The 12,882-nt window shown below is 67.6% G+C and carries 15 protein-coding genes; 4 read left to right on the top strand and 11 right to left on the bottom strand.

Annotated elements, in window-relative coordinates; genetic code table 11:
• Window positions 1-2: 2 nt before the first annotated feature.
• The 3 genes from DFR24_RS00555 (at window position 3) to DFR24_RS00545 (ending at window position 1,397) form a co-directional block, all read left to right on the top strand.
• Complete coding sequence (locus DFR24_RS00555) at window positions 3-299, top strand: YciI family protein (protein ID WP_133879410.1); 297 nt, start codon at window positions 3-5, stop codon at window positions 297-299.
• Window positions 296-553 (top strand): BolA family protein, encoded by a 258-nt coding sequence (locus DFR24_RS00550; protein ID WP_133879409.1) that lies wholly within the window; start codon window positions 296-298, stop codon window positions 551-553. Before DFR24_RS00555 ends, DFR24_RS00550 begins: the two co-directional genes overlap by 4 nt.
• 76 nt (window positions 554-629) lie before the next feature.
• Window positions 630-1,397: a ParA family protein gene (locus tag DFR24_RS00545; protein WP_133879408.1), complete on the top strand. Its 768-nt coding sequence runs from the start codon at window positions 630-632 to the stop codon at window positions 1,395-1,397.
• A 180-nt stretch (window positions 1,398-1,577) separates the two neighbouring features.
• On the opposite strand, the gene DFR24_RS00540 is transcribed toward DFR24_RS00545, so the two are convergent.
• From DFR24_RS00540 to greB, 9 genes are all read right to left on the bottom strand, one after another.
• The gene (locus DFR24_RS00540) at window positions 1,578-2,618 is read right to left on the bottom strand and encodes a flagellar hook-length control protein FliK (protein WP_133879407.1); all 1,041 of its coding nucleotides are present in this window, start codon (window positions 2,616-2,618) and stop codon (window positions 1,578-1,580) included.
• Between the two features lie 7 nt (window positions 2,619-2,625).
• The gene (locus tag DFR24_RS00535) at window positions 2,626-3,069 is read right to left on the bottom strand and encodes a flagellar export protein FliJ (RefSeq protein ID WP_133879406.1); all 444 of its coding nucleotides are present in this window, start codon (window positions 3,067-3,069) and stop codon (window positions 2,626-2,628) included.
• 44 nt (window positions 3,070-3,113) lie between these two features.
• Window positions 3,114-4,511, bottom strand: coding sequence for a flagellar protein export ATPase FliI (fliI, locus tag DFR24_RS00530; protein WP_133879405.1), 1,398 nt, complete (start codon window positions 4,509-4,511; stop codon window positions 3,114-3,116).
• Complete coding sequence (locus DFR24_RS24260; RefSeq protein WP_162850950.1) at window positions 4,508-4,660, bottom strand: hypothetical protein; 153 nt, start codon at window positions 4,658-4,660, stop codon at window positions 4,508-4,510. Before DFR24_RS24260 ends, fliI begins: the two co-directional genes overlap by 4 nt.
• On the bottom strand, window positions 4,657-5,310 hold the full coding sequence (locus DFR24_RS00525) for a FliH/SctL family protein (protein WP_133879404.1): 654 nt from the start codon (window positions 5,308-5,310) through the stop codon (window positions 4,657-4,659). The genes DFR24_RS24260 and DFR24_RS00525 overlap by 4 nt, the downstream gene beginning before the upstream one ends.
• Window positions 5,307-6,293 (bottom strand): flagellar motor switch protein FliG, encoded by a 987-nt coding sequence (fliG, locus tag DFR24_RS00520; RefSeq protein WP_162851164.1) that lies wholly within the window; start codon window positions 6,291-6,293, stop codon window positions 5,307-5,309. Before fliG ends, DFR24_RS00525 begins: the two co-directional genes overlap by 4 nt.
• Window positions 6,294-6,333: 40 nt before the next feature.
• Window positions 6,334-8,034 carry a flagellar basal-body MS-ring/collar protein FliF gene (gene fliF / locus DFR24_RS00515; RefSeq protein ID WP_246051455.1) on the bottom strand — a complete coding sequence of 567 codons (1,701 nt, stop codon included), beginning with the start codon at window positions 8,032-8,034 and terminating at the stop codon, window positions 6,334-6,336.
• Between the two features lie 10 nt (window positions 8,035-8,044).
• On the bottom strand, window positions 8,045-8,368 hold the full coding sequence (gene fliE, locus DFR24_RS00510; protein ID WP_133879402.1) for a flagellar hook-basal body complex protein FliE: 324 nt from the start codon (window positions 8,366-8,368) through the stop codon (window positions 8,045-8,047).
• 297 nt (window positions 8,369-8,665) lie between these two features.
• Window positions 8,666-9,214, bottom strand: a complete 549-nt coding sequence (gene greB, locus DFR24_RS00505; protein ID WP_246051453.1) for a transcription elongation factor GreB — start codon at window positions 9,212-9,214, stop codon at window positions 8,666-8,668.
• Window positions 9,215-9,405: 191 nt separating this feature from the next.
• On the opposite strand from greB, the gene DFR24_RS00500 reads away from it, so the two are divergent.
• Window positions 9,406-10,557: a hypothetical protein gene (locus DFR24_RS00500; RefSeq protein ID WP_210772588.1), complete on the top strand. Its 1,152-nt coding sequence runs from the start codon at window positions 9,406-9,408 to the stop codon at window positions 10,555-10,557.
• A gap of 146 nt (window positions 10,558-10,703) precedes the next feature.
• Here DFR24_RS00500 and DFR24_RS00495 read toward each other — a convergent pair whose 3' ends face one another.
• Both DFR24_RS00495 and DFR24_RS00490 read right to left on the bottom strand, forming a co-directional pair.
• Entirely contained in the window at window positions 10,704-12,146 is a 1,443-nt protein-coding gene (locus DFR24_RS00495; protein ID WP_133879400.1) for an aldehyde dehydrogenase family protein, read from the bottom strand.
• Between the two features lie 151 nt (window positions 12,147-12,297).
• Complete coding sequence (locus DFR24_RS00490; RefSeq protein WP_133879399.1) at window positions 12,298-12,765, bottom strand: hypothetical protein; 468 nt, start codon at window positions 12,763-12,765, stop codon at window positions 12,298-12,300.
• Between the last annotated feature and the right edge of the window lie 117 nt (window positions 12,766-12,882).

Here is a 12,882-nt window from a genome sequence, read left to right as displayed (position 1 = left end):
TCATGCTCTACGTCATCTTCGGAACCGACGCCCCCGATTCCGCTCCCAAGCGCGCCGCCAACCGCCCGGCCCACCTGGAGCGCGTCAAGGCGCTGCACGACCAGGGCCGCATCGCGATGGTCGGTCCGTTCCCCAAGGTCGATGCGCCCTCGATGGAAGCCGGCGCCTGCGGCAGCCTGATCGTGGCGGAATTCGGCAGCCTGGAAGAAGCGCGCGCCTGGATCGACGCCGATCCGTTCAGCAAGGCCGGCGTCTACGCCACGGTCGAAGTGCGCCCCTTCATCAAGCTGAGTCTGTGACGCGCATCGAGCGCATCCGCGAGAGCCTGCTGCGCGGTTTTCCCGACGCGACGCTGAGCCTGGAAGACGAGTCGCACCTGCATGCCGGCCATGCCGGTGCGAGCACCGGACGCGGTCATTTTCGACTGAAGATCGTCTCGCCCGCGTTCAAGGGACTCAATCCCATCGCCCGCCATCGCGCGGTATACGCCGCGCTCGGCGACATGATGCAGACCGACATCCACGCCCTGTCGATCGACGCCCGCGACATCTAGTTTTGCTGCACCTTGCGCGGTATCCCGGGGCAGATCGATCCGCTAGCATCCCGCGCTTCGAAATCCGGAGCCGCACATGCGCCGCGTCGTGTTCAACCAGAAGGGCGGTGTCGGCAAGACCACCATCGTCTGCAATCTCGCGGCGATCGCCGCCAGCCGCGGCCTGCGCACGCTCGTCATCGACCTCGACACGCAGGGCAATGCCTCGCAGTACCTGCTCGGCGCCGGTGTGCGCTCGGCGGACCGCAGCATCGCGGACTTCTTCGAATCCACGCTGTCGTTCAGCCTGCAGGCGCCGGCGTTCGCGTCGTACGCGACGCGCAGCGGCTTCGAGAATCTCGACGTGGTGGTGTCCAGTCCGAAACTCGAGGAGCTGATCGTCAAGCTCGAAGCCAAGCAGAAGATCTACAAGCTGCGCGATGCGCTCAAGAAGCTGAAGGGCTACGACGCCGTGTTCATCGACACGCCGCCCGCCCTCAACTTCTTCTCGCGCTCGGCCCTGATCGCCGCGGACCGCGTGCTGATTCCGTTCGACTGCGACGAGTTCGCACGCCAGGCGCTCTACACGCTGCTCGAGAACCTGCAGGAACTGCGTGCCGACCACAACGAGGATCTCGAAGTCGAAGGCATCGTCGTCAACCAGTTCCAGCCGCGCGCCAAGCTGCCGACGCGGATGATCGAGGAACTGCGTGCGGAGAAGCTGCCGGTGCTGCCGCAGACGCTGTCGAGCTCGGTGCGGGTGCGTGAATCGCACGAGCAGCATCGGCCGCTGGTGCATCTGGATGCATCGCACCGCGTGACACAGGAATACATCGCGCTGTACGACGGCATCTCGAAAAGCTGAAGCGCCCCGTAGGCTGGGATGGAGCGTAGCGAATCCCAGCAACAAGGTGACTCCCAAACGCGACGCTGGGATTCGCTGCGCTCCATCCCAGCCTACGCCGTCTGCTCCGTAGCCCGGGCGAAGCCCGGGGTTCCCCTCGCATCCGGAGCGCAGCCCCGGGCTTCGCCCGGGCTACGGTCGTCAGGCGTAATCGTCGAGCAGGCCGCGACGCACGAACGTGCGCACCGCGGAGACGACCGGATTTTCTGCGTTGCCTTCCGCACTCTGCTGCGCGAACGACGAGGGCGAGGACTGCGGATGCTGCGGCGTTCCATGACCGCGGCTCTGTGAAAACACCTGGGCCTGATCGAGCTGCAGCCCCCGCGCGGAGAGCAGCGACGACAGGCTCGGCAGCGAGGTCTGCACGACATCACGCACGCTGCTGTCGGCCATGTCGAAACGCACGCTGACCTTGTCGCCGTCGAGCTTGAGCTGGATGTCGAGCGGCCCGAGCTCTTCGGGATTGAGCCGTATCCGGACTTCGGACACGCCCTTGCCCACGTGCCAGGCCACGGTCTCGGCCAGCTGCTGCGGCGCCTGAGGGTGAAGGATGTCGACGGCCGCCGGCGGCGGCGGAGAGGCGACAGCGGCATGACGCAGCGGCTCCGCGGGAGCCAGGGCCGCGAGAGAAGCCAGATTCTGGATCGTCGGTGCAGGCGCGTCGTCGGACGGCGCCTGCGAGGCGCCGCCGGCGGCCATCAGCTGGATCGCGTCCACATCGGTGTCCGTTTCGGTCGCGACCGCGATGTCGCCGGCAGAGGATCCGGGCGCGGCCGCGAGGAGCGGATTCGGTGCTGCCGGCGACGCGGATGACGTCGCAGCTTCGAGCGCGCCACCCGCCGTCGCAGGCGCCGCGGGTGCGGGGACGCCTGCGATCGGCGGCGGCACTTCGCGCTGCAGGCTCAGGCCGAGTTCGGCCCACAACGAAGACACGGCGTCTTCGGACCCCGCCGGAGCGGCCGGCGCGGATCGCTCCGACAGCGTCGGCAATTCGGCATCGGAAGATTCGCCGCCACCCTGTGTCAGCAGCGCCATCAGGTGCGCCAAGTCGGATGCGAAATCGGCAGGCTTCGCCGGTCCGGTCGACAGCGGACTCCAGACCGGCAGCGCGCCCGGCGTTCCAGGGAGGGCCGTCGGAGAAGGCGTCGCGACCGCCGCCGCGTTGATCGGTGGAGCGTCCATCGGTCCCTCAGTTGGACGACAGATCGGGCGACCGGCCGAACGCGAGCGTGCCGAATTCGTCGAGCTGCTTTTGCGAACGCTCTTCGGCGACACGCGCCTCGCGGTGCGTTGCGGCGACCTGCAGCACGTCGAACTTGCGCTGCCCGGCACGGCGCTCGAGCCAGCATTTCGTGGACTCGCGCAACGTCTGGGCGGCCGCCTCGACGGTCCGCGACTGCTGGCGTTCCGCCTCGCTGAGCCGCGCCAGGAACAGTTCGCGATTCGCGATCAGCCCCGGCTTCTGCGGCAACGGACGCGCGCGGTATTCCTCGACGTAGCGGCGCAGTTCGAGCAGGCGACTCTCTTGCTCGTTGAGTCCGCTGCGGCTGCGGGCCACTTCCTCGGCGGCCTGCCCGGTGCGCGATTCGGCGAGGCGGGTCAGCACGTCGAGGCGCTGGGTGCTCATCGTCATGTCGGGATCCTTCTGTGTGGGGTCCTGTTATGGGGTGCGGCGACCTATCGGGGTGCGGCGGGCGCGGCGGCCGGCGGCACCGGACCGGAAGCAGGCGGTCCAAAAAGCGTAGCCAGACGGGCGTGACTCTCGACCGTCCCGGCGCCCTCCTCCGCGTTCTGCTGAAGAAAGGCCTCCATGGCCGGCCAGGCGGCGATCGAGGCATCGACGCGCGGATCCGAGCCCTTCTGGTACGCGCCGATCGCGATGAGGTCGCGGTTCTGGCGATACGCCGAGTAGAGCTGGCGAAAGCGGCGTGCGGCCGCCTGCTGTGCGGGGGTCGTGATGTCGGTGGCCACGCGCGATACCGAGGCCTCGATGTCCACGGCCGGATACAGCCCCGCGTCCGCGACGGAACGCGACAGCACGATGTGGCCGTCGAGGATGCCGCGCGCGGTGTCGGCGATCGGATCGTTCGGATCGTCGCCCTCGGTCAGCACCGTGTAGACCGCGGTGATCGAACCGCCGCCCGGCATGCCGTTGCCGGCGCGTTCCACCAAAGCCGGCAGGCGCGCGAAAACCGACGGCGGATAGCCACGCGTCGTCGGCGGCTCGCCCACGGCCAGCCCGATCTCGCGGGCCGCCTGGGCGAAGCGCGACAGCGAATCCATCAGCAGCAGCACGTGCCGGCCTTCATCGCGGAAGGCTTCGGCGATCGACGTCGCCAGCCAGGCCCCGCGCATGCGCTGCAGCGGCGGGCGGTCCGCCGGCGTCGCGACGATGACGGCGCGCTTGAGACCTTCGGCACCGAGGTTCTTGTCGATGAACTCGCGAACTTCACGGCCACGCTCGCCGACCAGCCCGACGACGACGACGTCGGCCTGCGTGAAGCGCGTCATCATCCCGAGCAAGGTCGACTTGCCGACGCCCGTGCCGGCGAACAGGCCCAGGCGCTGGCCGCGTCCGACGGCGAGCAGGGAATTGATCGCACGCACGCCGACGTCGAGAGGCTCGCGGATCGGCTCGCGCAACAGCGGATTGATGCTGGTCGCGCGCAGCGACTTGCGCGTGATGTCGCGCAGGCGGCCGAGGCCGTCGAGCGGCTGGCCTTCGGAATCCAGCACCCGCCCGAGCAGCCCGTCGCCGACCGGAAACTCGGCGCGACGCGTCAACGGCACGACGCGCGCGTTGGGCAGCAGGCCATGCATGTCGCCGGCCGGCATCAGGAAGGTGCGGTCACCGGAAAAGCCGACGACCTCGGCCTCGATGCTCGAATGATCCGCGGCGTCGATGCGACAACGCCCACCGATCTGCATGTTCAGGCCTGCCGCTTCGAGCGTCAGGCCGACGACGCGCTTGAGCGTGCCTTCGACGACGACGGTGTCGTGCTCGCGCGCGCGACGCGTGCGGTCTTCGAGCGTGCGCAGCAGACGTGCGTTGCGGATGGAAGCGAAGGCGTTCATGCGGTCCCCGAAAAGTCTTCACCGCAAAGGCGCAAAGGGAAAAGAAAGGTCGCAAAGGTTTTCTTGTTGATTTTCTCTGCGTCCTCTCTTTTCCCTTTGCGCCTTTGCGGTGAAAACGCCTGGACACCAGAAAAGGAAAAGTTCTTCATGCCGGATCCCCCAGCAACCGCTGCGCCAGCTGCGCCTGCCGCGTATCCAGGCGCGCATCCACGCGCGAGGTGTCGGATTCCACGATGCAGTCGCCGGGCATCATCTTGCGGTCGGCCACCAGGGTCCAGCTCTCGCCGATGTCCTCGGACGTCAGGTGTTCACCGACGACGCGGGCATCGTCCGGATGCAGGCGCACGCGCAGGCCGCGCACCGGCTGCGCAAGGTGGCTGACCGCGTCGCGCACGATGCCGAGCATCTTGGCGGGGTCGGCAACCAGTTCCTGCTGCACCAGCCGACGCGCGAGTTCGAGCATCAGCGCAACGAGCGCCTGCTCGGTCTTGGCGTCCAGTTCGGCCACCGGCGCGGCCATGTGCGCGAGCACCGCGCGAAGTTGCTGCGCCTCTGCCGCGACGGCCGCCATGCCCTGCTCGCGGCCCTGGGCGTAGCCGTCCGCGTAGCCGCGTTCGTGACCTTCGCGCGCGGCCTCGGCCTCGAGGTCCTCGAGATGCGCCGCCGACGGCGGCGGCGTGTTCTTGCGTCGCAGTCCCTCGTCGAAATTCGGCAGCGTCCACGCGGCAGCTTGTGCCGCGTAGGCCTCGGCCGACAGGATCGAGGCGAAGCCGTTCGCGGAATCCGGAACCGCGCTCACATCATTTCCTCACCCTTGCCGCCCAGCACGATCGTGCCGGCCTCGGCCAGGCGCCGCGCCGCGGCGAGAATCTCCTTCTGCGCGGCCTCGACGTCGGCGACGCGCGCCGGGCCCTTGGCCTCCATGTCCTCGATCAGCATCTCGGCCGCACGCTGCGACATGTTCTTCGTGATCTTTTCCTTGACCTTGGCATCCGCGCCCTTGAGCGCCATGCCCAGCGTCTCGGTGCCGATCTCGCGCAGCAGCGTCTGGATGCCGCGATCGTCGACGCTGCCCAGGTCGTCGAACACGAACATCAGTTCCTGGATGCGATTGCCCAGCTCGGAATCGGCCTCGGTGATGCGGCCGCTGATCGCCTGCTCGGACGTCGAGTCCATCAGGTTGAGGATGTTCGCCGCCTTCTTGACGCCACCGACGCTCGACGACTTGAGGTTGTTTCCGCCGGAGAATTGCTTCTCCATGATCTCGTCGAGTTCGCGCAGCGCGGCCGGCTGGATGCCGTCGAGTCGCGCGATGCGCATCAGCACGTCGGCACGCATGCGCTCGGGCAGCAGCAGCAGCACCTCGGCGGCCTGGTCGGAGTCCAGGTACGCAAGAACGATGGCGACGATCTGCGGATGCTCGTTGCGCACCAGGTCGGCGACCGCGCGCGTTTCCATCCACTTGAGCGCTTCCAGGCCCTTGCTGTTGCGGCCCAGCAGGATGCGGTCGATCAGGCCTGCGGCCTTGTCTTCTCCGAGCGCGCCCACCATCACGCGGCGCACGTAATCATCGGCGCCCACGCCCAGCGAGGTCTGGCTGTTGAGCGTGTGCACGAAGCTTTCCAGCGCGACGGCCGCACGATCGCGCGAGACGTTGCTCAGCGCGGCCATCGCCTGGCCGACCTTCTGCACGTCCTTGGCACCCATGTGCTTGAGCACCTCGGCCGCTTCGGTTTCGCCCAGCGACATCAGCAGGATCGCCGCGCGCTCGGGCCCGGGGATCGCGGGCTGCGCTTGGGGTCCAGGGGTTCCGTCAGCCATGTCAGCTCGCTCCTTCTTCGGCCAGCCAGGACTTCACGACCTGGGCGACGCGCTTGGGGTCCTGGCCCACCGCGTTGCGCGCCGCAGCCAGCTTCTTCTCGTAGGGTCCGGCGGTGTCGATCACCTCCCCCTCTTCTTCCTCTTCGTCCGCGCGAGCGCGCTTGGCGCCGCGGCCCGAAGCGGAACGTCCACCGGTTTCATCCTGGTCGTCGCGCACCAGCACACCGCCGATCACCGGCACCACCGGCGGCGCCGGCGGTGCGAGCAACACCTTCAGCGCCGGTCGCAGCGCCGCGAAGATCAGCACGAGGATCGCGAGCAGGCCGAAGCCGTGACGGATCAGCGTCTGGGCCTGCGGGCGCTGCCAGATCGGCATTTCGGCTTCGGCGTCCACCGTCGCCGCAGGCAGGAAGCTGACGTTCTGCACGCTCACGCGATCGCCGCGCGTCTCGTCGAAACCGACCGCGTCCTTGACCAGCGACTCGATCTTCTTCAGATCCTCGGCGGCCAGCGGCTGCACGACGATGCCGCCCTTGCCGTCCGGGCGCGGCAGGTTGTCGACCAGCACCGCGATCGACAGCTTCTTCAGGCGGCCGACGGCCTGGCGCGTATGCGACAGCGTGCGATCGACTTCGAAATTGCGCGTCGCGTTGCGTGACTGGTTCGTCGGCAGCTGCACGGCCGCGGTCGCCGGCTGGTCGAGCAACTGGTTCACCGGAAGCTGCGGCTGCAGCTGCGGCGGCTGGTTCGACGTGGCACCCGGGATGCCCTGCGGGCCGCCGGGGCCGCTGGTGGTCTGCTCGCTGGTCTGCTCGCTGCGCACCACGGTCTTGTCCGGCGCGTAGGTTTCCTTGGCTTCCTCGGTCACCGAAAAATCGAGATCGGCGGAAACCTGCGTGCTGACCTTGCCCGCGCCGGTGATCGGCACCAGCAGCGATTCGACACGACGCACGTAATCCGCTTCGACACGGCGCGCGTGCTCGAACTGCTCGGCGGAAACCGCGAGCTCGTCGTTGTCCTTGCCGCTGAGCAGGCGGCCGAACTGGTCGATGACGGTGACCTTGGCGGGGACCAGGCTCGGCACGCTCGACGCCACCATGTGCACGATCGCCTGCACCTGGTTGGCCTCCAGGCTGCGGCCCGGATGCAGTTCGACGAGCACCGAGGCGCTCGCACCATCGCCCGGCCGCGCGAACGCGGAGGCCTTGGGAATCGCGAGATGGACGCGCGCGCCCTTCACCGGCGCGAGCCGGCCGACGCTGCGCGCGAGTTCCGTTTCGAGCGCGTGGTTGTAGCGCGCGCCTTCGAGAAAGCTGCTGATGCCCATGCCTGGGTCCTGCTGCATCGTCTCGAAGCCGCTGTCGGCGCTGCGAGGCAGGCCCTGCGAGGCGAGCAGCATCCGCGCCTCGTGGACCTTCGAGCCGTCCACCGTCAGCCTGCCGGTGATCGGGTCCAATTCGTAGTCGATGTTGGCGGCGCGCAGCGCTTCGGCGGCGGCCGACGCATCCTGGCCAGCGAGATCGGGATACAGCTCCGTGCGGCCCGGCTGCTGCGACCAACTGAAGATCGCGATGCCGCCGGCAATCGCGGCAGCCAGCCCGATGAGCAGCAGCACCTGCCGCACGATCGGAAGCTCCTTGAGCGCACGCAGGTGCATCGGCACGGAGAGAGGCTGGGACTGAGGCGTGTCGAGGGCGGCCACGGATCAGATCTCAGAGCGGCATGTTCATGATGTCCTGGTAGGCGCGCACCATGCGGTTGCGCGTCTCCACCAGGCCTTTGAATTCCACCTGCGCGCGGCTCGAGGCGAGCATCACCGACGCCAGGTCCGTGTTGGCATCGCCGAGCTGGAACTTCGTCTGCAGGTCCGCGGCGGTCGCCTGCGTCAGGCTGACCTTGTCCATCGCCGCGGCCATCACGCGGCCGAAAGCCGGCGCGACTTCGGTGCCAGGGGTGGCGGGCCGCGAAGCCGCAGTGGCCTGCGTCTGCAGGGCGCGGATCTGTGACAGAACGCTACGGACGTCGATCTCGGACATGCGCGGGGGGCGGAGTCGGTACCCCCGGCTTCGAGCAACTCCTGTTCCAGCAATCTGGCGCCGGATTCCCGGCGTCGCTGTATCAGGGTTATCGGCGCGCCGCGGCGGAACTTGAGGCCGCACCCGTAGCCCGCGCGCAGCCCGTGACTCCTCGGGGATCCAGCGGCAATCCCGGGCTTGGCGAAACGCGGCGTGTCGGTGCCGATCAACAAATGCGCCGGCGGGTCGTCGGCGTCCACCCGCTGCAGCACCGCCGGCGCCGGCGGGCCGGATCTTGCCCGGACCCCATCGACCGACTCAGGGATAACCGACCGACAGGATCTCGAACTCGATGGCCCCACCCGGCAGCTTCGCCAGCACCACGTCGCCGACTTCGTGGTTCAACAGCGCACGCGCCAGCGGCGAGTCGATGCTGATGCGTCCCTGCGTCGCATCCGTCTCGTCCGGGCCGACGATCCGGTAGGTCTTCGGGTCGCCTTGCTCGGGCGCCAGTTCCACCACCGCTCCGAAATACACACGCTCCGGACGCGCCGGCTTCTGCCCGGCGACCTTGAGATCGGGAATGCGCTTCTGCAGATAGCGCACGCGGCGATCGATCTCGCGCAGCTCCTTCTTGCGGTACTGGTATTCCGCGTTCTCGGAGCGGTCGCCTTCGGCCGCGGCAGCCGTGAGCGCGCGCACCGTCTCGGGCCGACGCACGCTCCAGAGTTCCTCGTACTCGGCCTTCAGGCGTGCATAGCCCTCGGTCGTGACGTACGGCGATGCCTTGGCCGGCGCTTCGCGAAACCGCTCGCTACCGTCCTCGGCATCCTCGAAATCTTCTTCCTTGCCCCATCCACGCGCCACGCAAACATGCTCCTCGAACGGTCCCATCCGGACCCGGTTCCATCGTCGGCCCAATGGCCCCTTCCACCCCTCTCGCGGCCCCGGGACCCCTGGCGGCGCACGAGCAGCAGGATATGCTTGTCCCCAATCGATCGACGGGCCACGCGTCGCGCGCCCCCTGCGTTCGGCCAACCGGTCACCGAGGATCTTCGATGCGTCGTCTTCTTTATGGCTTGGGCCTCGCGCTGATCGTAGCTGCCTGCGGAGGCGGTGGTGGAGGGGGCGATTCGGGCGGAACGCCGCCGCCGGTCACCGGAGACCCTTCGGCTTCGGCACTGGTTGCCGCGATGGGCCGATCATCCAATCGCCTGCTGGTGGGCCTGGGTGGCACCGCCACGTCCGATGTCATATCGCAGCGCCTCTCCATCGACGTGTTCGAACGCTACCTGCCCGACTTCGGTCCCGGAGCGAACTGGACCGAGTTCGACAGCCCGCCTGGCACCTACGTGGATATCGTCACCCAGCAGGCCGACAGTGTGGGCGCGGTTCCGATGTTCACGCTCTATGCCATGGCCCTCAGCGGCGACGGCGTTCTGTCGACGCTCGATTCCAAGGACCTGATGCGCTACTACTGGAGCCACGTCGTCCTGCTCTTCGATCGCCTCGCGGTCTACAACAAGCCGGTCCTCGTGAACCTGGAACCCGACTTCTGGGGCTACGTGCAGAACCAGGCGACCGCCAACGATCCGAACCAGCGTTTCGCCTGGGTCAACGTCACGTCCGACTGCACGAGCCTGCCCAACACCGCCGTCGGCGTGGCGCAGTGTCTGCTGCGAATCGCCCGCAACCGGGCACCCAAGGCGCTCGTCGGATTTCCGCCAGGCGATTTCGGGGCCGGCACGGCAAACACCGTGCAGTTCATGAACCGCATCGGGGCGCAGAACGCCGACTTCATCGTGAAGCAGACCCTGGATCGCGATGCCGGCTGCTTCGAGGCTCTCTCCAGCGACGGCGCGTGCACGGGCCGCCCCGAGATCAATCCGTACTGGAACGATGCAGCGTTCGAGACTCACCTCGACGAGACCCGGCAGTACCACGAGGGCATCGGCGGCCTGCCGATCGTGTGGTGGCAGACGCCGCTGGGCGTACCGTCCAATTCGTTCGGCACGACAAAGCATTTCCGGGACAATCGCGTCCGGTATTTTCTGAACAACGCCGCGCGGCTCGTCGCCGTCGGCGGTGCCGTCGCGGTATTCGGCGCGGGGCAGGACAACCAGACCGACATCACGACCGACGGCGGCCAGTTCCAGGACCGTCTCAACGCCTATCTCGCCCACCCTGCCGCGCTACCGACCACACCGTGAGCCTGGAAAGAGCGCCGGTTTCGCCCGCCGTCCGTTACGGGTAGCCAACGGCGACGGTCCGCGGCGTATCGAGGCACGGCCGTCCTCGATACGCCTCACCACGAGACTCCGTGGTGAGGCGACCAGGATGAGCGGGACCTGCCGCGTCAGGCCTTCTTCTCGGCTGGCTGGTAACCCATCACGGCCTTGATCTCGAGGAATTCCTCGAATCCGGCTTCGCCCCACTCGCGCCCGTTGCCGGACTGCTTGTAGCCACCGAACGGGGCGGACGGATCGAGCGCCGCTCCATTGATGTGGACCATGCCGGTGCGCAGCTTCGACGCCACGCGACGCGCGCGCTGCAGATCCTTGGACGACACGTAGCCGGACAGGCCGTACTGCGTGTCGTTGGCCATCGCGATGGCTTCTTCCTCGGTGTCGTACGGCAGCATGCACAGCACCGGCCCGAAGATTTCCTCGCGGCTGATCGTCATGTCGGGACGCACGTCGGCGAACACGGTCGGCCGCGCGAAGTAGCCCTTGTCGAGACCTTCGGGGCGTCCCGGACCACCGGTGACCACGCGCGCGCCCTCGGCGACGCCCTTCTCGATGAAACCCTGAACGCGCTCGAACTGCAGCTTGCTGCTGAGCGGGCCCATCGCGATGCCGGTTTCCGACGCGGGCCCCACCTTCACCGATTCCGCCGTCTTCTTCGCAACCTCGACCGCCTTCTCATAATGCGCACGCGGCACGAACATGCGTGAGGGCGCGTTACAGGACTGGCCGCTGTTCTGCATCATGTGCAGCGTGCCGCTCTTCACCGAGCGCTCGATGTCGGCATCGTCGAGGATCAGATTGGCGGACTTGCCGCCCAGTTCCTGCGCCACGCGCTTGACCGTATCCGCCGCGCGCTTGGCGACCTGCACGCCGGCGCGCGTCGAACCCGTGAACGACACGAGGTCGACTTCCGGATGCGACACCAGCGCCTCGCCGACGGTCGGCCCGTCGCCGTGCACGAGGTTGAACACGCCCTTGGGCACGCCGGCCTCGTGGAGAATTTCGGCGAACAGGATCGCATTGAGCGGTGCGATCTCCGAGGGCTTGAGCACGCAGGTGCAGCCGGCGGCGATCGCGGGCGCGACCTTGCACATGATCTGGTTGATCGGCCAGTTCCACGGCGTGATGAAGCCGCACACGCCGAAGGATTCGCGCGTGATCATCGTCGTGCCGCGCAGCTCCTCGAACGGATACTCCTTGAGCACCGCGATGGCCGCGTACAGATGCCCGAGGCCCGACGGCGCCTGTGCGCCGTTGGCAAGGTCGATCGGCGCGCCCATCTCGGACGAGATCGCCTTCGCCACGTCGGGGATGCGCTGCTTGTAGACCTTCAGGATCGACTGCAGCAATGCGACGCGCTCTTCGCGCGTGGTCTGCGAAAACGTCTCGAAGGCCTTGCGCGCCGCCTTCACCGCGCGATCCACGTCCTCGGCCGTGCCCATGCGGATCGTCGCGATGACCTTCTCCGTGGAAGGATCGATGACGTCATGCGTCTTGTTCGAAGCGGAGCGCACCCAGGCGCCGTCGATGTAGAAGTCTTCGGTGTGTTCCATCGTGCTGTCCTTTGTGCCTGATACGAAGGCCAAGGATTACACGCTTTTTTTGCCGGCGTCAGTCGCGCGGTTCCCCGGGTGGAACCTGGAGACGCAAGGTGCAGGAGGGGCCGCGCACGGCCGCCGAGGAACGACGCGCCACGACCCGCCCTCAGGCGGGAGCCGCGCCCGCCTTGTATCGAAGGCCCGAACTGGCGGTGAAGCCTTTCGCATCGAACGTGGACCAGAGTTCGCCCCAGGCGAATTTCCGGTGTCCGGAAAACGTCTTCTCGCCCATCAGCTTCGCCAGCACGCGGCGCACGAACGCGATCTCGCGGTCGATGGCCTCCTGCGTCGGCCAGCCATCCTCGAGCTGGCCGCCCGGCGCGTCGGCGCTCCAGTTGATCTCGCGAATGAGGCCTTCGTGGAAACACAGCGCCATCGCGCCCGGCACGCCGCCGAATGACAGGCCGTCGAGATAGATCCACTCGTAGCCGTTCTTGTGATCGACGGCGCTCTTGTAGAACCGGGCGAATGCATTCGCTGCCGCTGCCTTGGTCAAGCCCGGTTCGATGCGGACCGCGCAACCTTCGATCTGGACCGCGCCGTCGTCGAGCGTCAGCGTGAAAGCAGGATTCATGAACGGGCCTCGACCGGACGAACGAAGGGTGCGTTGAAGCCGGGCGGCCGATACGACTCCGCAAGCGGCAGCGATTTCATTGCGGATGCTACAAGGCTCTGGAATCGAGCGTGCGCG

The sequence above is a fragment of the Panacagrimonas perspica genome, assembly GCF_004364935.1.
Lineage (GTDB): Bacteria > Pseudomonadota > Gammaproteobacteria > Nevskiales > Nevskiaceae > Panacagrimonas > Panacagrimonas perspica.
The sequence above is the reverse complement of the archived record's forward strand: the minus strand, read 5'-3'. Positions and strand labels throughout refer to the sequence as shown.

Coding starts and splice junctions, on each gene's coding strand:
- DFR24_RS00555 (WP_133879410.1), top strand. CDS start 3: ATGCTCTACGTCATCTTCGGAACCGACGCCCCCGATTCCGCTCCCAAG.
- DFR24_RS00545 (WP_133879408.1), top strand. CDS start 630: ATGCGCCGCGTCGTGTTCAACCAGAAGGGCGGTGTCGGCAAGACCACC.
- DFR24_RS00540 (WP_133879407.1), bottom strand. CDS start 2,618: ATGGACGCTCCACCGATCAACGCGGCGGCGGTCGCGACGCCTTCTCCG.
- DFR24_RS00535 (WP_133879406.1), bottom strand. CDS start 3,069: ATGACGATGAGCACCCAGCGCCTCGACGTGCTGACCCGCCTCGCCGAA.
- fliI (WP_133879405.1), bottom strand. CDS start 4,511: ATGAACGCCTTCGCTTCCATCCGCAACGCACGTCTGCTGCGCACGCTC.
- DFR24_RS24260 (WP_162850950.1), bottom strand. CDS start 4,660: ATGAAGAACTTTTCCTTTTCTGGTGTCCAGGCGTTTTCACCGCAAAGG.
- fliE (WP_133879402.1), bottom strand. CDS start 8,368: ATGTCCGAGATCGACGTCCGTAGCGTTCTGTCACAGATCCGCGCCCTG.
- DFR24_RS00500 (WP_210772588.1), top strand. CDS start 9,406: ATGCGTCGTCTTCTTTATGGCTTGGGCCTCGCGCTGATCGTAGCTGCC.
- DFR24_RS00495 (WP_133879400.1), bottom strand. CDS start 12,146: ATGGAACACACCGAAGACTTCTACATCGACGGCGCCTGGGTGCGCTCC.
- DFR24_RS00490 (WP_133879399.1), bottom strand. CDS start 12,765: ATGAATCCTGCTTTCACGCTGACGCTCGACGACGGCGCGGTCCAGATC.